The organism is Synechococcus sp. O70.2 (assembly GCF_047462135.1).
In the GTDB taxonomy this organism is placed as follows: domain Bacteria; phylum Cyanobacteriota; class Cyanobacteriia; order Thermostichales; family Thermostichaceae; genus Thermostichus.
Genome location: NZ_JANSIS010000003.1, coordinates 87,038 through 102,912, shown reverse-complemented (window position 1 = coordinate 102,912; position 15,875 = coordinate 87,038). Strand labels below are relative to the sequence as shown.

The 15,875-nt window shown below is 60.5% G+C and carries 21 protein-coding genes and 1 tRNA gene; 6 read left to right on the top strand and 16 right to left on the bottom strand.

From position 1 onward, the window contains the following. Window positions 1-43 precede the first annotated feature (43 nt). The 5 genes from NW812_RS04910 to NW812_RS04890 form a co-directional block, all read right to left on the bottom strand. A complete protein-coding gene (locus NW812_RS04910) occupies window positions 44-1,051 on the bottom strand; it encodes an ABC transporter ATP-binding protein (RefSeq protein ID WP_414394638.1) in 1,008 nt (335 codons plus the stop codon). A gap of 103 nt (window positions 1,052-1,154) precedes the next feature. Beyond that, a complete protein-coding gene (locus NW812_RS04905) occupies window positions 1,155-1,358 on the bottom strand; it encodes a phycobilisome linker polypeptide (protein ID WP_011431036.1) in 204 nt (67 codons plus the stop codon). A gap of 157 nt (window positions 1,359-1,515) precedes the next feature. Next, complete coding sequence (gene apcB, locus NW812_RS04900) at window positions 1,516-2,001, bottom strand: allophycocyanin subunit beta (protein WP_414394636.1); 486 nt, start codon at window positions 1,999-2,001, stop codon at window positions 1,516-1,518. Between the two features lie 53 nt (window positions 2,002-2,054). Further along, window positions 2,055-2,540 (bottom strand): allophycocyanin, encoded by a 486-nt coding sequence (locus NW812_RS04895; RefSeq protein WP_414359834.1) that lies wholly within the window; start codon window positions 2,538-2,540, stop codon window positions 2,055-2,057. Between the two features lie 144 nt (window positions 2,541-2,684). After that, on the bottom strand, window positions 2,685-3,377 hold the full coding sequence (locus tag NW812_RS04890; RefSeq protein WP_414394634.1) for a hypothetical protein: 693 nt from the start codon (window positions 3,375-3,377) through the stop codon (window positions 2,685-2,687). A 427-nt stretch (window positions 3,378-3,804) separates the two neighbouring features. Between NW812_RS04890 and NW812_RS04885 the strand changes: the two genes are divergently transcribed. The 3 genes from NW812_RS04885 to NW812_RS04875 are packed head-to-tail and all read left to right on the top strand — an operon-like array spanning window position 3,805 to window position 6,332. Then, a complete protein-coding gene (locus NW812_RS04885; protein ID WP_414394816.1) occupies window positions 3,805-4,908 on the top strand; it encodes an HhoA/HhoB/HtrA family serine endopeptidase in 1,104 nt (367 codons plus the stop codon). Between the two features lie 51 nt (window positions 4,909-4,959). Further along, window positions 4,960-5,562, top strand: a complete 603-nt coding sequence (locus tag NW812_RS04880) for a sigma-70 family RNA polymerase sigma factor (protein ID WP_414394632.1) — start codon at window positions 4,960-4,962, stop codon at window positions 5,560-5,562. A gap of 23 nt (window positions 5,563-5,585) precedes the next feature. Beyond that, a complete protein-coding gene (locus NW812_RS04875) occupies window positions 5,586-6,332 on the top strand; it encodes an anti-sigma factor domain-containing protein (protein ID WP_414394630.1) in 747 nt (248 codons plus the stop codon). On the opposite strand, the gene ubiE is transcribed toward NW812_RS04875, so the two are convergent. From ubiE to NW812_RS04860, 3 genes are all read right to left on the bottom strand, one after another. After that, window positions 6,329-7,042, bottom strand: a complete 714-nt coding sequence (gene ubiE / locus NW812_RS04870; RefSeq protein ID WP_414394628.1) for a bifunctional demethylmenaquinone methyltransferase/2-methoxy-6-polyprenyl-1,4-benzoquinol methylase UbiE — start codon at window positions 7,040-7,042, stop codon at window positions 6,329-6,331. The two genes, NW812_RS04875 and ubiE, sit on opposite strands and share 4 nt — an antisense overlap. 31 nt (window positions 7,043-7,073) lie before the next feature. After that, window positions 7,074-7,844, bottom strand: a complete 771-nt coding sequence (locus NW812_RS04865; protein WP_414394626.1) for a hypothetical protein — start codon at window positions 7,842-7,844, stop codon at window positions 7,074-7,076. A gap of 61 nt (window positions 7,845-7,905) precedes the next feature. Beyond that, complete coding sequence (locus NW812_RS04860) at window positions 7,906-8,178, bottom strand: hypothetical protein (RefSeq protein ID WP_414394625.1); 273 nt, start codon at window positions 8,176-8,178, stop codon at window positions 7,906-7,908. A gap of 132 nt (window positions 8,179-8,310) precedes the next feature. Here NW812_RS04860 and cobU point away from each other — a divergent pair, with 132 nt between their 5' ends. From cobU to NW812_RS04845, 3 genes are all read left to right on the top strand, one after another. After that, entirely contained in the window at window positions 8,311-8,874 is a 564-nt protein-coding gene (gene cobU, locus NW812_RS04855) for a bifunctional adenosylcobinamide kinase/adenosylcobinamide-phosphate guanylyltransferase (protein ID WP_414394623.1), read from the top strand. Between the two features lie 69 nt (window positions 8,875-8,943). Continuing rightward, window positions 8,944-9,432 carry a CRR6 family NdhI maturation factor gene (locus NW812_RS04850; RefSeq protein ID WP_414394621.1) on the top strand — a complete coding sequence of 163 codons (489 nt, stop codon included), beginning with the start codon at window positions 8,944-8,946 and terminating at the stop codon, window positions 9,430-9,432. Further along, window positions 9,429-9,986: a hypothetical protein gene (locus tag NW812_RS04845; protein ID WP_414394620.1), complete on the top strand. Its 558-nt coding sequence runs from the start codon at window positions 9,429-9,431 to the stop codon at window positions 9,984-9,986. The genes NW812_RS04850 and NW812_RS04845 overlap by 4 nt, the downstream gene beginning before the upstream one ends. On the opposite strand, the gene NW812_RS04840 is transcribed toward NW812_RS04845, so the two are convergent. The 8 genes from NW812_RS04840 to NW812_RS04805 form a co-directional block, all read right to left on the bottom strand. Beyond that, window positions 9,962-10,435, bottom strand: coding sequence for a YbhB/YbcL family Raf kinase inhibitor-like protein (locus NW812_RS04840; RefSeq protein ID WP_414394618.1), 474 nt, complete (start codon window positions 10,433-10,435; stop codon window positions 9,962-9,964). The genes NW812_RS04845 and NW812_RS04840 overlap by 25 nt on opposite strands. A 48-nt stretch (window positions 10,436-10,483) precedes the next feature. Further along, a tRNA-Ser gene (locus tag NW812_RS04835) sits at window positions 10,484-10,568 on the bottom strand. Window positions 10,569-10,770: 202 nt separating this feature from the next. Continuing rightward, window positions 10,771-11,028 (bottom strand): DUF2358 domain-containing protein, encoded by a 258-nt coding sequence (locus tag NW812_RS04830; RefSeq protein ID WP_414394617.1) that lies wholly within the window; start codon window positions 11,026-11,028, stop codon window positions 10,771-10,773. After that, complete coding sequence (locus NW812_RS04825; RefSeq protein ID WP_414394615.1) at window positions 11,025-11,822, bottom strand: MBL fold metallo-hydrolase; 798 nt, start codon at window positions 11,820-11,822, stop codon at window positions 11,025-11,027. Before NW812_RS04825 ends, NW812_RS04830 begins: the two co-directional genes overlap by 4 nt. Before the next feature lie 4 nt (window positions 11,823-11,826). Next, a complete protein-coding gene (locus NW812_RS04820; RefSeq protein WP_414394815.1) occupies window positions 11,827-13,167 on the bottom strand; it encodes a TldD/PmbA family protein in 1,341 nt (446 codons plus the stop codon). 18 nt (window positions 13,168-13,185) lie between these two features. Further along, window positions 13,186-13,503 carry a DUF4351 domain-containing protein gene (locus tag NW812_RS04815; protein ID WP_414394613.1) on the bottom strand — a complete coding sequence of 106 codons (318 nt, stop codon included), beginning with the start codon at window positions 13,501-13,503 and terminating at the stop codon, window positions 13,186-13,188. 27 nt (window positions 13,504-13,530) lie between these two features. After that, window positions 13,531-14,142 (bottom strand): Rpn family recombination-promoting nuclease/putative transposase, encoded by a 612-nt coding sequence (locus tag NW812_RS04810; protein ID WP_414394611.1) that lies wholly within the window; start codon window positions 14,140-14,142, stop codon window positions 13,531-13,533. A gap of 15 nt (window positions 14,143-14,157) precedes the next feature. Next, a complete protein-coding gene (locus NW812_RS04805) occupies window positions 14,158-15,618 on the bottom strand; it encodes a TldD/PmbA family protein (RefSeq protein WP_414394609.1) in 1,461 nt (486 codons plus the stop codon). Between the last annotated feature and the right edge of the window lie 257 nt (window positions 15,619-15,875).

Genomic DNA, 15,875 nt, shown 5'->3' with positions numbered 1-15,875 from the left:
CTGCCTCCTCCCCAAGAGGAAGAGGAGTTGGCGGGGGAGCGGCCTAGATCTCTCCGGCAAACACTCGCCCGATGACCTCTTCAAGGGGCGGATCGGTTACCGCCAAGTCCAACACCTCCAGCTCCGCCAGGAGCCTGGCTACCGTCTGGGTGAGGTGTTCCCGCCGTACCCACAGCCGCACCTCACAGCTGCTGCCGGGATCCCCCTCGCTGCGCAGCTCGCCATAGGACTGCAGTTGCGCCAGGGGACAGGGGTGGGCCAATTCCAGCTTTACCTCTCGGTAGGGGGCAAAGCGCTGCCGCAGCTCTTCCAGGCCGCCATCGTAGATAAGCCGCCCGCCGCTAATCACCAACACCCGCTCACAGAGGGCGGTAATATCGGCCATGTAGTGGCTGGTCAGGAGCACTGTTGCCCCATAGCGGCGGTTGTAGTCGCGCAGAAATTGCCGCACCGCAGCCTGGGCGTTGATATCCAACCCCAAGGTGGGCTCGTCCAAAAACAAAACCTGCGGGCGGTGGAGCAGGGCCGCCAGCAGCTCTGCCTTCATCCGCTCCCCTAGGGAAAGCTTGCGCACCGGCTGCTTTAGCTTGTCCTTCAGGTTGAGCAGCTCCGCCAACTCCTCCACCCGCTCCTGAAACACTTTCTCCGGGATCTCGTAAACAGCGGCGTTAATGCGCAAGGAGTCCATCGCCGGCAGATCCCAGAGGAGCTGCTGCTTTTGCCCCATCACCAGGGTAATCTGCCGCAAAAAAGCTGGCTCGCGCCGGTAGGGCAAATGACCGACCACCTGTACCGTGCCACTGGAGGGGTAGATGAGACCCGTCAGCACTTTAAGGGTGGTGGTCTTGCCAGCCCCGTTCGGCCCCAGAAAGCCTACCACCTCCCCCGCTTGAATTTGAAAGCTCAAGGATTGCACTGCCGGGATGTAGCGATAGGTGCGGCGAAAAAAGTGGCGTAAGGTACCCACCACCCCCGGCTCCTTGATGGCTACGGGGTAAACCTTGCTCAGGTTGTTAACAGTAATGACCGGCTCCCGCTCCGTCAACCTCATCCCCACAAAATAGCCAGCCTGGCCTCCCCAACCCCAGAGCCAAGTGCCCTGAAGCTGAGTCTGCCAGATCTGGCAAGGAGGCCACCGCAGATGGGCAGGGGCCCTACAGCAGCCCCACGTCTATTCCTGGCTTGCCGGCAACGAGCTCTACTTTCAAGATGCGGCCACCCGACTTCTGAATGCGCTGCTGCTCGCGGAACCAGTTGTCGTAGGGCACCAACTTGGTGAAGTAGGTATTCTGCAGCTCCCGTTGGGTGCGAATTCGGGTTTGGCTAGGCACACAAGCGGTAATCTTAAACATGCGCATGGTGGAGGATCCCCCCTGGCAAGGATTAACTTGACCAGCAACACAGGCGACCCACCTCAGAAAGCTCGCGTACCTTAGTTAGCACACCAGATCCCTGGGGCAAGTCGCCTGTCGTGCTTGTTAGATGAACTTCACACCAAGGCCACGAGGCTGGCAGTTAGCTGAGGCCAGAGCAGATGTAGTCGAAGTACACACCCATTTCTTTGCCGGCTTCAGGGCCCACCAAAGCAGCGGTTACTTCTTTCATAGCTTGGATGGCCTGAATCGTTGCCCCAATTGGCACCCCCAGCGAGTTGTAGGTTTCTTTGAGGCCGTTGAGCACCCGCTCGTCGAGGATGGAGGGATCCCCCGCCAACATCGCATAGGTGGCGTAACGCAGGTAGTAGTCCATGTCGCGAATGCAAGCAGCATAGCGACGGGTGGTGTACATGTTGCCACCAGGGCGGGTGAGATCGGAGTAGAGCAGGGCCTTGGCAGCAGCCTCCTTAATGATGTTGGAAGCGTTGGCGGCAATAGTGGCAGCCGCTCGCACCCGCAGCTCGCCCGTGGCGAAGAAAGCCCTTAGCTTGTCCATGGCCGAGCTGTCGAGGTACTTGCCTTGGACATCGTAGCTGTTGATAACAGCAGTAATGGCGTCTTGCATGATGAGCTTCCTAAATCAAACAACCTTAAACAGAGGGCAGTCGAAAAAAGAGCCTAGCTCATGGCTCCCGCGACAAAGTCGAAGTAGTAGGCCGCTTCAGCCGCGTCCTCGGGAGACAAAAGACCCATGGCTACCTGCTTCATGAGGCGGATGCTCTCCGCCACTGCCGGGAGGGGCGTGCCCAGAGAGTTGTACATCTCCCGCACACCCACCAAGCCGATCTCTTCAATCGGGGTAACGTCGCCGGCAACGATCCCGTAGGTAATCAGGCGCAGGTAGTAGTCCATGTCCCGCAGGCAAGTTGCCGTCATTTCCTCCCCATAGGCGTTGCCCCCTGGAGAGACAATGTCGGGACGCTTCTGGAAGAGCTGATCAGCTGCTTGCTTAACGATGCGCTCGCGCGACTCCGTCAAGACTTGAGCGATGCGCAGCCGCTTCTCCCCCGAGGTAACAAAGGACTTAATCCGATCCAGTTCTCCCGGGCTGAGGTAGCGGGCCTCCGCATCCGCATTCACAATCGACTTCGTGATAACGCTCATGGATATCCATCCTCAAGTCGCTTTTTTAAAAAAGGAGTATGGCAGGCATACCCGCATGCTATTTTCCGATATGCCTGCCGTCTGCCATCTTAGATCTTCACACTTCTTAAAATCTTTCCCAGGAAAGGAGCTCTCCCTTCGCCGCTAGGGCAGATAGGGTTGAAAGTCTTGCGTAACCCTCAAGGTCAGGCTGGCGTTGGCCTCAATCACCGCCACTTCTGGCGCTGTTACATTGCCAATCACCGCCCCTGCGGCTGCCCCGCCCAGCACTTTCTCGGTTGAGATCACCCGGTCGCCCAAAAGGCCCCCCAAGAGAGCCCCTGCGGCTGCCCCAATCAGGGCATCTTGGACAATTGCTTCCGCGGAGGTGTGACGGGGATCCTTGCGCAGCGGGACCACCTGGCTTTGCGCATAGAGGGGGTAGGATCGGCCATTGAAAATCAAAGCTCGCGAGACAAACTGGGCGCCGCCGCTTACTGGCTGGAATTGGCCTTCTAGGAGGGCTCCTGCCGGAACAACCGTGTTGCCGTAGATATCCCGCAGGGGGGTTTCCAGAGTGAGTCTGACGGTGCGAGTTTCGCCAGGGGCCAAGAAAAGGGGCTCAGCAGAGCGGTGCACTGCTTGGATCAAGTCTCCGGAGCGCAACAGCAGCGTGGCTCGCAGTTGAAAGGGCTGGCCAAAGCCGTTTCCGCCTGTCCCTGGATTTACAGGCCGCCATCCCTCGCCACGGGGCGGAGGTGGCAAGGGATCCCTCTGCGCCAGAACCGGCGTAGCCACCGGTAGCCAGAGCATCCCCCCCACTAGAGGGACCAACAGGCGACGGGCTAGATTGGTCATGGTCTCAATCCCTGAGCTCCACTTCTACGTTAGCGGCAAGCTGGCCAAAGCCAAGGGCAAGAGCTACTTTGGCATTCCCCCTCCATCAAACCCCGTCCAAAAGTGGGGTGGACTACTCCAAACCAGTAGATTCTGCTGCTCTTTGGCCTTAATAGAGGTGCGGAAAAGCGCTGCCGTCGCCGCTTTGGGAACTCTGCTGTCCGTGCTAGATTAGCCCTAGGTTTCTCCCTTCAGGTAGGGCTTACACCCTTTTCCTGTGGCCATGAAGCGCAGCCCCTCCACGCCAGAGCAACCCTCTCCCAGTTCAGGCACTTCTACCCAACCGCACTGTTTGTCGCAGGGGGAAAGAGGCTTTCCCTTTTTGCGGCCTTGGGCTGTCTCGGGGCTAAGGTCTCTTCTCTTGTCAGTGCTGCTGGTGCTCTTGGGCATGGGTCTGGGGGCAGCTCTGGTGGGAGGCAAGGGGGTATTGGCTCAGACGACGGCAACTCCGCCCCAGCCGAACCTGAACTTTATTGCCGAGGTGGCCCAGAAGGTGGGGCCGGCAGTAGTGCGCATCGACGCGGAGCGGACAGTGAACGTTCCTGGGGCTTTCCCAGAGGAGTTCTTTAGCGACCCGTTTTTCCGCGAGTTCTTTGGCCAGGTGATCCCTCCCCTGCCACGACAGCGACGACAGCAAGGCACCGGCTCCGGCTTTATCATTAGCCCGGACGGCCAGATCATCACCAATGCCCACGTGGTGGAGGGATCTGACAAAGTAACGGTGACGCTGAAAGATAGCCGGAGCTTTGAGGGCAAGGTCATTGGCACGGATCCAGTTACGGACATTGCTGTGGTGAAGATTGACGCCCAAAACCTGCCAACGGTGAAGCTGGGCCGCTCCGAGCTTCTCGAGCCGGGCCAGTGGGCCATTGCCATTGGCAACCCGCTAGGGCTAGACAACACGGTAACCGCTGGGATCATCAGTGCCTTGGGCCGTTCCAGCAGCGAAATCCGCGTGCCCGACAAGCGGGTGTCTTTCATCCAGACCGATGCAGCCATTAACCCCGGCAACTCTGGCGGTCCGCTGCTCAACGCCCAAGGGGAAGTGATTGGGGTCAATACCGCTATCATCCAGGGAGCGCAGGGGCTGGGCTTCGCCATCCCTATTGAGACAGCCCAGCGGGTGGCCAAGCAGTTGATTGCCCGGGGCAGGGTGGATCACCCCTACTTGGGCATCCGCATGCTTACCCTCACTCCTGAGCTGAAGGAACGCCTCAACCAGGATCCCAACAGCCGCATTTTCGTAACGGTGGATCGGGGGGTGCTCATCGGCGAGGTTGTTCAGGGATCCCCAGCCGAGCGGGCCGGGCTGCGCGCTGGCGACATCATTCTCTCCATCAATGGCCGCCCTGTAACCACTGCCGACCAGGTGCAGCAAGAGGTGGAGCGAATGGAGGTAGGCAGCAAGCTGGAGCTGGAGATTGAGCGCGGTGGGCGGCGGCAAAAGATCCAGGCGGTCACCGGATCTTTCCCAACCCCGAAGCGCAGCTAGGCGGAGGCCTAGGCGTACTGCTTGTCAACTTCGGCGGCAGGGGGGCAAATGATGGACAAGCAGGTCGGTTTCCTCTGGCGCAAGCGGGTGAGGAATTGGCCAGCCTGCACCGATTTGGAGCTGATGGAAGGCCTCAAAGCGGGGCAGCCTGCTGCTCTAGCGGCTCTTTATGATCGCTACGCCAGCTTGGTCTATGGCCTGGCCCTCCAGATCCTGGGCTGTATGACTGAGGCGGAGGATCTGACTCAGGAGGTGTTTACCCTTCTCTGGCGGAAGCCCAGCCACGATCCAAGGCAGGGATCCATCAACAGTCTTCTGTGTAGGTTGACCCGGGCGCAGGCCCTTGAGCGTCTGCGCTCTCGAGGCAGCCAGCGCCGCCTCGGGAAACCCTGGCAGCCTCTGCTGATTGCCAGCCATAGATCCCCAGCCCCCTTTGAGCAGCTCTCCGTCGAAGAGCGGCGGCAGCCCGTTCAGGAGGCTCTCAGTCAGCTGTCGGAAAGCCAGCGCCAGCTGCTGGAGTTACTCTACTATCGAGGCCTAAGCGCGGCAGACATTGCCCAGGAGCTGGGGATGCCCCTGGCAACCGTCCAAGCCCGCTCTCGCCAAGCCCTCTGCAAGTTGCGGAGATCCCTGCGGCCTCTGCTTGACCAGTAAGGCGGCGGGGCTTTGGGATGGCCATGTCTACACGTTCCTCTGAGCTGGGAGAAGAAATCCTAGCCGATTATCTGCTGGGGATCTTGCCACCCGAGCAGGCAAGGGCCCTAGAGGCGCGCTTGGCTCAAGAGCCCCAGCTAGCGGCAGAATTGCAAGCCCTCCAGGAAGCTCTGCATCTGTTGCCCTATGGGCTGCCGGGGGTGATCCCGTCAGCCAGCGTGCGAAGCCAGGTGATGGCAGAAGCGGGCGCCCCGCCCATCCCCCCCCAGCCAGCCTTGCCCTCTCTAGGGCTGGCTTGCCTCAAAAAGCGCTGGTTGAGGGGCCTAGGGGCAGTGGCCCTGCTGTTGCTGGCTTTCGATAACTGGCGGCTACGGCAGACCCCGCAGCCAGCTCCCCTAGAAGCGGGGCAGGCGCTGGCCCAGTTGCTCCAACAGCCGGGATCTCGCCTAGTTACCTTGCAAGGGGAGGCAGGGTCAGCTAACTTGCTGTTTCGCCCGAGGGAGTGGCAGGCGGTGGTTTTGGCAGCAAGGGATCTGCCCCCTTTGCCTGAAGGGGAGCGCTACCACCTTTGGCTCAAGCTGGACACTGAGGAGATGCTCTACTGCGGCAGCTTTCAGGTAGATGCCCAGGGCAGTGCCATTGTTGCCTTGCGCCTGGCGCAACCCCCCTCCGAGGAGGCGCGCGTCCAAGAAGTGCTGGTTACGGCCGCCCCTGCCCTGCCAGAACTTGGCAGCAGGGTTCTCCTCAGCGCTAGGGTGGTGGAAGACTAGCGGGCCACCAGCAGCACCCCCATCATGCCGCCGGCGAGAGGATAGAACTTGGCAGCAGAAAATCCCACCTGCAAGGCCATTTGCCGCTGTTGTTCTCCGGAGGGAAAGCGATCCAAGCTAGGGTCAATGTAGGCATATTCGGCTGCCAATCCCAGGGCTTTGGCCTGAGCCACAACCCAGCTGTTGAGGTACCAGCGCTGAAAGCTCTCCAGGAAAGGGATCCCCCTGGGGCGATGGAAATCCAAAATGGCAGCGCGGCGGCCAGGTTTGAGCACCCGGCAAATCTCCCGCAGGGCCTGAGGAATGTCGGTTACGTTGCGCAGGCCGTAGCCCATCGTAATGGCGTCAAAGCTGCCATCCGGAAAAGGCAAGGCCAGAGCATCGCCCAAGACCCACTCCAGGGAGTAGTCGGGGAACAATTGCCGGGCCCGGCGCTGGGCAATGGCCAGCATGGCTGGGGAGAAATCCAGTCCCACCACCTGTCCGCCTCGTCCCACTCTCCGGGCCAGTTGCAGGGCCAGGTCGCCAGTGCCACAGCAGAGATCCAACACCCGCTCCCCCGCAGCCGCACCCGACCAGCGTACGGCCATGCGCTTCCAAACCTGATGTAGCCCCAGGCTTAGAGTTTGGTTAAGGGCGTCGTAGTGAGGAGCAATGCGGTCAAAGAGCTCCCGGATTTGCTCAGGGCGCTCAAAGGCTGGGCTGGGCACCGGTTCTCAACTCCACGGGCAGAAGAAGAGGCTAGGGTGGCACGGGGATCCCGCTGACCCCAACTTGGTGGCGGCGGCTGGGATAATCCGCTAGGCTCAAAGACAATGAGCGGGAGCCAGCTAAGGTGGAAGCAGGGATGCGGATCGTTCCCTGGAAAACTTGGCTGTTGGGAGGCAGCTCTCCAGGCAAGCCCTGGATGAGAGCGTCGATTGGCCGGCCGTTGTCGTCGGTAACGTTGAGGAAGCTGTAGAGAAAGCGCACCGCTTCCGGCGAATTGTTTTGTAGGGCAACTTTTAAAACCACCTGCCCTCCCTCGCGACGCACGGAGAGCACCTGCATGGCCACCTGCCCGCTGGCAGCCACTTGGAGAGGCGGAGGTGGTGGCGAAGGACGCGGCGGCGGAGAGGGGGAAACAGGCTGCGGGGTAGGCAAGGGAGAGGGAGCCGAAGCCAACTCGGGAGACAAGCGGCGTGGAGGAGTGGGGGTAGGAGGGGCAATGGCTACGGGTGGGGGTGTGAAAAGCGGAGTAAGAGGGGGAGGCGGGCGAAGAAGGGCTTCCGCTGCTGCAATCACCTCCGCCTCGTTGAGGAGGGGCACAGTGCGGGGATCGCGAATGACCCGCGAGGCAGAAGAAGTGCTGGTTTCGGTAACTGGGGAGGAGACCCCCGAGAGAGCACGTTGGCCGAAGAGGTAACCCACGCAGCCGCTCACCACTGCCGTAAAGAAAAAAGCCACTAGCCAACCCACCTCTCCCAAGAAGCTGGAGGTGAAATCTCGGGCTGGCCTAAGCGATCTCCGCAAAGACTGCTCACTCCTGCTAGGAACCTGTTCTACCTATGATGATATGCAGGCAACAGGCCAGCTACTTCACCGGCTCAGAATCAGGGTGCTCTTGCGCCTGGCAGCCGAGAGAGGCGCTGTCGAGGTTGGGCAGCCGTTCCCCCAACCACCAGCCCGGATCCTCCCAGTTCAGAGATCCCAGCCATTTCCCCGCCCGATCCGCCAAGACCAAGCCCAACAAAACCGGCGCGGTGGTGATCCCCAACGCCAGGCTCAGCCAAAGGGGAGGAAAGGTTGGCGAGGGGGCTGAAGCAGCACTTTGGCCAGGGGAAGATGCTGGCTTGGGATCCGTCATGCCTCTTGTAAAACTGCTCCTAATTGAGCTTTATCCTAGCTCCAAACTCACAGATCCAGAGAATGTGCCCGAGCTCCGCGCAGGGGTTTTCAACCGCTAAGCTAAGGCAATGGACTTCCCTCCTCCTGCCTGATGGCGATTGTACTTATCTGCGGCCCTGCCCGCTGCGGTAAAAGTCGGCTGGCGGAGAGCCTAGCTGCCGCTTCCGGCCTGCCGGTCTTCTACCTGGCCACGGGGCCCAAGCCGGATCCTGAGGCTGACCCAGAGTGGGCGGAGCGGGTTCGACAGCATCGGCAGCGGCGTCCTCCCACCTGGCAAACCTGGGAAACGGGGCCTGACCTGGGCGCCGAACTGCAGCAGCTACCTCAGCCCTGCTGTGCCCTAGTGGATTCGCTGGGGGGCTGGGTGGCCCAGAGCTTGGACTGCTCGCCTGGGGAATGGGATCCCTTGGCGCAATCCTTCTTGAGAGCGTTGCAAGGCTGCCGAGGAAAAGTGATCCTGGTTTCCGAAGAAGTAGGCTGGGGAGTGGTGCCTGCCTATCCGCTGGGGCGTCAGTTTCGCGATCGGATGGGGGAGCTCACCCAGAAGCTGGCCCCGCTGGCAGACCAGGTGTTCCTGGTGGCGGCAGGCTTTGTCCTCGACCTAACTCGGCTGGGGATCCCGCTGGCAGGGGTGAATAGCCCAGAGCTGAGATAAGCTGCAAGAGGTTGATGCTATCCACAGCCCTGACCAGGATTCAAGGCGTTAAGGTAACCGCTTGTCGTCGTGCCGATTACCTTCTACTTGCCGGCCAAAGCCATTCAAACCCTGGATTTAACGCCGGGCCATGAGTTGGTGAAAACCCTGATGGCGGATCCCGTTGGCGCCGCTCAGCAGGTTCAGTGCGCCATCGATTGGCCGCGCAGCCCCGACGATCCGCGCGAGCTCTCAGAGATCCCAGAAGTGCGCCTGTGGTTCATCCGCTGGGACACGGTTTACCCCTGGATGCCCTACTTTCTCGACTGGCGCAGTGGTGAGCTGGCCCGTTACGCCGCCATGCTGGTGCCTCACCAATTCAACCCCCGCGAAGGGATCGTCTACAACCCGGAGGCATTAGAGATCTTCGTCTACCAGAAGATTTTTGTGCTGATGCGCTGGTTTAAGCAGCAGAAACTGGGATCGGTCTCGATGCTGCGCGACATGGCCTTGGTGTTTGGCTTTGAGGTGCAACCCGAGTTTCTAAGCCTCTGGGAAGCTGAGACAGGGGAGCCATGAGAGTGATGGTGGCAGACACCTGGCCTGGAAGTCGGGCAGCGCCAGGAGTGGCAGAGGCCTGGCAGCAGGCGGTGCAAGCCCCTTGGGGCCTGCTCGAGGTGGATCCCAGCCCTTCTGAAGCCCAGCTTAGAACCCTCTGGCGGCAGATGGTTGCTTGGGAGGGAGAGAAGGCCCCGCTGCTGGTGGTGCCCGGAAGCCTTGCCGACCCTCTGGGGCCTGGCCAAACCTGGGCTGACCTAGCTGCTGCGTGGGGGTTCAAGGTACTTCTGACGCTGCCTGATGAAGCTGCCCTTAGCCAAGCAGCCGCCTTTGCAGCTTTGCTGCGGCAAACCAAGGCCGACTGCCTAGGGTGGGTGCTCCTGGAAGCGGCACCAGCCCTCTCCTCCCGACTAGAGCCTGCCTTGGTCTGGCAGTTGCCGGCCCAGGTAGGGATCCCCGTTTTGGGTAGAAAAGCAGTGGCTGGCTCGGTGGTGTGGAGAGAAGAGCTGTGGGATCTCCTCAGTCTAAGATCTACGCAGGGATGGGGGGCCTACCCCGAGCTTCCCCTCCTTTGATAGGTGCCCATCAGCTGCGCCTGGGCGAGGATGTGGCCTTCCATGGCCCGTAGCAAGGCCTCTTTGGTGGCTCCTGGAGCTAAGGCTAGCTGCCTGTCCAGGGCGTAGAGGGTGAAGAAGTAGCGGTGGGTGCCGCTGGGAGGGCAAGGGCCACCATAAGTGTTCCGACCCCAACTGTTTTGCCCGTGGACGGCCCCTTGGGGGAGATCGCTGTCGGAGCGGATCCCTTCTGGCAGACTCGTGACCCTGGCAGGCAAGTTGTAGACTACCCAATGGACAAAGGTGCCTCTAGGGGCGTCTGGGTCATCCATGATCAGGGCAAAGCTTTGGGTTCCTGCAGGTGCCCCCGACCAACTCAAGGGGGGAGAAAGGTCGTCTCCTTCACAGGTGTAGCGGGAGGGGATGGGTTCTGAGGGGGCAAAAGCGGAGCTAACAAGCTGCAGAGTCATACGACCGGAGCTTAGGAAACCTCAGCAGCTAGGGAAACGATTCTGTGACGGAGAGAGTGGGATTCGAACCCACGGTGAGTTGCCCCACACAGCATTTCCAGTGCTGCGCCTTCGACCACTCGGCCATCTCTCCAGTGCACCTATGCAACTACTTTTCAGCAGCGCCGAAAAGTGAGCTTTCTAATTCTAGCAAAGAAACTCCCCGCCCTCTAAAGCTTGCAGCAGTACCTGCCAGCGAGAGCAGCGCTAGGGATTGAGGGTGGCGTTGAGTTGCATTGCTGTCTAGTCAGGGATGCACAGGCGGGGACGCCAGGGCAAAAAAGACAGGGATCCCCTTAGCGTCCACTCGGTGCTGATACAGCGCCGACCTGTTGGATGTCGTGCAGCTCGAGATGGATATCTTTCAGCCACCGCCCCAGGCTGTCGATCATGGCTCGATAGCGATCCAGGCCGCAAAACTCGTTGAGGGGATCCCGGAAGTAAACTTGGGGATCGTAAATTGAGTAAGTTCGATTTTTGGGAAAGCGAGCGTAATCTGCCCGCCAAATAGCCACCAGATCAGGGCCAGGCGGGACTTGGGAAGGAATGCTCATGCCTTGGCTGCAACAGAAAGAGACACCGTTTCCCCAGGAGCAGGGCAGCATAGTCGGATTGATCGGCCGGTGGCAGCGTTCAGGGATCCCAGCTTTTCCCGAAACTCCTCTAGGCTCCCCAGAGGGCGGATCTGTGCGGCCAACCAGCCCTGGTAGTTCACCTCTCCCATCGCCGTCGGGATCACCTGCTGCGGGCGCAGGGCTGCCACCACCTGCAGGGCTCGCTCCGGCCCCATGATGACCTCGCCCAAGAGGGGAAAGATTTGCCCCACCACCGGAATCAACAGAGTGTGGATGGGAGAAAACTCCTGCTGCAGCCGCGGGCGGACATCGGGTTGGGAAAGATGAGGCTCATAGTAAAGCCGCGTCTGGGTGGATAGCTCTTCCAGCAAAAAGCCCAGCTCCCGCACCGGCCCCAAAGGCGCGCCGGGAACTGCTGTGATGCGCAGATCCCCCCACTGCACCCCCTGCCAGGGATCCAGAGCTTGAACCGCTGCAAATCCCAGACGCTTCACTACCCTAGCTGCAGCCGGTGAAGCCAAAACCGGGATCTGCTTGTCCAACCTTTGCAGGGTAGGCGGGTGGCAGTGATCCGGCTGGCCCTGGCTGAGGAGGATCCCGTCAATTTTGGGCAGAGTCTCCGGGGTAAAGGGGGGCGGCTGGCGGTGCTCCAGGCGGAGGAACCAGGGCAGGCCAAAGAAGACCAAAGGATCCACCAGCCACGGATCCAGGAGGAAGGTCTGCCTCTGGGTCTGGACGAGCCAACTGTTAAGGTCGAGGCGGGTGAGTTTCATGGAGCTACTGGCCGGTGATGGAGAGGTCAGCTACCCAAATGCGGGGACACAGGCCAGCAGGAGTGACCTGTGGCTCCGGCTCGACGTAGAAAATCGACTTCAACAGCTCCAGAAAGTCCCCGGCTACTGTGGCCGCCTCGATGCTGATGCGCTCTCCCTGGCGCACCCACCAGCCCTGAAAGGGCAGGGAGAAGGATCCCTGTAGAGGCTTAACTCCAGCATGGAGGGCCTGCAACTCGTCAATCCAGACCACGTTCTCAGCCGTGGCCAAGTCATAGGTGCTCTCCGGCGGTGCGCCAGCAAACACGTGATAGTAGTGGGCGGCAACCGTCACTTTGGCGCCGATGTTGGCATGGCCGGTGGGCTGGGCCCCCAGGCGTTTGGCAGTGCCGGCGCTGTGCAAGAAGTGGGTTAGGACACCGTTGGTGATGAGGGGAACGCGGCGGGTGGGGGTGCCTTCGCCGTCAAAGCTGATCGCTCCTACGTTGGTTGGGTGGAGAGCGTCATCACACACCGATAGGAGAGGTGAGGCAATCTGCTTGCCCAGCGAGTCGGGGGTGGAAAGGCTTTGGTTGTCGAGGATATTCTGGGCGTTGAAGAGATTGGAGAAAGCTCCCAAGAGGCTTAAAAAAGCTTCCCCAGAAAAAACCACCGTGTATTTTCCAGAAGGGATCCGCTCGTACTCCAGGTGGCTGATGAGTTTCTCGGCAGCTTCTTTGGTGCAACCTTGAATATCCAGCTCCTCCAGGCTGCGAGCCACCCGCATGGCGCCGGCGCTGCGGGGTTTGCGGCCCTCTTGTTCTGCTTTGCCGTAGAGAAAAATTGAGGCCAGGGTGTGGCCCTCTTGGCGCAGGGCTTGGTCGCTGTTGAGGTAAAAGCGGTCGATCTGTCGCTGGGCCAAGCTGTTGTAGGGCACCCCCTGGATGGCGGGATGGGATCCCAGCAAAGCCTTCTCAGCAGCCACCAGTTGCTCTAGGAGCTCGCTAGCCGGCGCCAGGGGCCTTTTGTCGTTGCAGGGCTGGAGAATGGGCAGCTTGGCCTCTGGGCTAAATTGGGGCGCATGTTCCCGCACACCGAAGTGGCTGGCTTCAAAGGCCATCTGCAGAGCCAGTTCCAGCCCCGCCTCATCGACATCGGTGGTGGAGGTCACTCCCACCTGACCCTGGTCGTTCCAGGCCCGCACCGTTACGCTGCAGCGGTGGGAAGCCTTGACCTGGCGAGGCTCCCCGTGATCTACCTGCACGCTGGTCTCGTCCACTTGAGCCCCGTAGAGATCAAACTGGGGGATCCCCAAACGTTTGGCACAGCTTTGCACCCGTTCGGCCAAGGCCTCAACTTGCAGTATCGCCACTCCTTCTCTCCCCTACCGACGGGCCAGCCAGGCGGTCAAGTCCTCCACGCTGTTGAAATCCAGCAGCGCTTCCCCCAGCGCCTCCAGTTGCGACGTTGGCAAAGTCCAAATCCTGTTTTCCAGAGCCGGGTCAAGGGATCCCAGCTTCCGCCGCAAAAGCCGCAAAACCAGCGTTGCTTCTCCATGCTGCAATCCCTGTTGCAGTCCTTGTTGCAATCCTTGTTGCAGTCCTTGTTGCAGGCCCAGTTGCAGACCTTCTTTGCGCCCTGCTTCCAGGCCCTCGCGCAGATCTTCTGCCCGCCACTCCTGGTAGATCACCGACTCCCTCATATCCAAAGACCTCATGATTTGTCGAATTCAGCACCGATCCAATGCTAGTCCTGCCAAAACGGCTGTTGCCGCTGCCAGTTCCCGTCGCTCGTTGAGGTCTGGCAAGCGCTCTAGCTCACTGACCACTCCCCGCAAGGTTTCTGTCGGATCCTCCACCGGACTCAGGACGCGAAAAGGGAGCAGGGCTTGCCAAACGTGCTCCGCACCGCTCACGCGAATGTGCTCCGCACCGCTCACGCGAACGGCTCCGGCCGGCAAGTTGCATTCCCACAAGCGAATGACCTCGAACTCATGGCTGAGCCTTTCTAGGCGGAAAAAGGTTTGGAAAACCCTCTCCGAGCGCGTTTTGCGAAGATAAATGACCACCTGCCGCACCGGTAGCTGGGGATATTTCCGATAGAGGCGAAGCCGGTAGTCAGCCATGCGAAAGGGGATTTCAGGATCTGGATCTGTTTGAAATTCCAGATGCAAAATGCTCTGCCAAAGCCCCAACAAAATCACGGAGTCTGCCCGAATGGGCTCCTCTGACAATTCCGTAGGCAGCATCTGCACCGGCGCAGCCACTTCTCCTACCAGCCAGGCGGCAAACTGCTCCGGGAAGCGCTCTGCTAGGTATTTGCAGACGTTGTCGTAGGCCATGGGGGATCCCTGGATCTAGCGCCCGCCCACGGTGATGGCGTCCACCTTGATGTGGGGCTGACCCACGGTGACGTAGATGTTGCCGCTGACAGAACCACAGAAGCCAGGGGCTAGGCGAAGATCCTTGGAGCACATGGAGATCTTGGTCAGGATGTCCTTGGCTTCCCCGATTAGGGTAGCCCCCTTGAGGGGCTTGGTAATTTTGCCGTTTTCGATGAGGTAGGCTTCTTCAACGGCAAAGTTGAATTGTCCCGTGGGGCCGACGCTGCCTCCCCCCATGCGCTTGCAGTAGATGCCCTTGTCAATAGAAGCAAAAAGATCGTCCAATTCGGCATCGCCGGGAGCGATATAGGTGTTGCGCATGCGGCTGGCGGGGGCAAAGGTGTAGTTCTGGCGGCGACCGCTGCCGGTGCGAGGGTGGCCAGTGCGCATGGAGCCAGCGCGGTCGGCCAGGAAGTTCTTCAGAATGCCCTTTTCAATGAGCAGGGTGCGCTGAACCGGCATGCCCTCGTCGTCCACATCCAGGCTGCCAAAGGCCCCCTCGGAGAGCCCCTCATCCCAGGCGGTGAGGTTTTTGTGGGCAATTTTCTGGCCTTTTTTGTCGGCAAAGGGGGTGGTTTTGCGCTCGATCTGAGTGGTTTCCAGTAGATGCCCACAGGCTTCGTGGAAGATCACGCCGCCAAAGGCGTTGGACATGACGATGGGGTAGGTGCCCGATTCCACGTAGTCGGCATAGAGCATCTGGCCGGCAGCCTCTGCCAGCTCCTGGCTGTGGGCTACAAGATCCCAGCGGCGCAAAAAGTCGGGATCCCCGGTGCCCCCCGCCCGTTGACTAACGGAAGCCCGGTGGTCGCCGTCGGCGCAGAGCAGGGTAGAACTGACCGACTGGGTGAGGCGAATGTCACGCACAAAGGTGCCATCGCTGCAGGCCACCAGGATCTCCTGCCAGTCGCGGAAGTAGTTGGTGCGGCGGGACTGGACGTGGCGAGCTTGCCGCTTCAGCTCTGCGTTGGCCCGCAGCAGGATCTCCCCCATTTCGCCGATAGGGCTGCATTCCTTGAGCCAGCCGTCTTTGCTGCGGCGCTCGGCGTAGTCTTGGAGCAGCCCTAGGTTGGCAGGGGAGACCAAAGCGGCAGGGCCAGGGGGGGTAAGGCCCATAAGCAGCAGGCCTTTTTCCAGAGCAGCTTTGAGGCCGGCAAAGGAGAGATCGTTGGTGCTGACGTAGCAGTCAGCCAGGCCACGAAACACCCGCACCCCTGCGCCGGTGGAAAGCCGAGGGGTGATACTGGTGATGGCGTCGTCTTCCGCCAGGCAGCTGATGGAGTTGACCCGCTCCAGGAAGATCTCCACCAAATCGGCGCCGGCAGCCCGCCCCCAGCCCAAGAGAGTTGAAAGGGGATCCCGCCAGTCCTCGCCGAAGCGCTGCAGGGTGGGGCGGTAGTCGAGGTTGGGCAGGTCTTTGGATAGAAGCAGCATACAGGCCTATGGGGCTGGGGCCGGTTTTTGTTTCCTCAGTTTAACAAGACGTAAAGGCTGCCTTTTGGGGGAAAGAGCCTCCCAGCTTGACAAGGGCAAAGGAGCAGCCGAAGATCGCTGCACAAGGAACCCCCAGCTTGCAATGGCTGCCAAGAAAAGAGCCTCGGAGCTTCAGCCCAGCCTGTTTGACGATCCCCTAGAGCCGCCTGCCCCCACTGCGGAGACTCTTCCCCAATGGGATCAGATCCCGCTCTCGG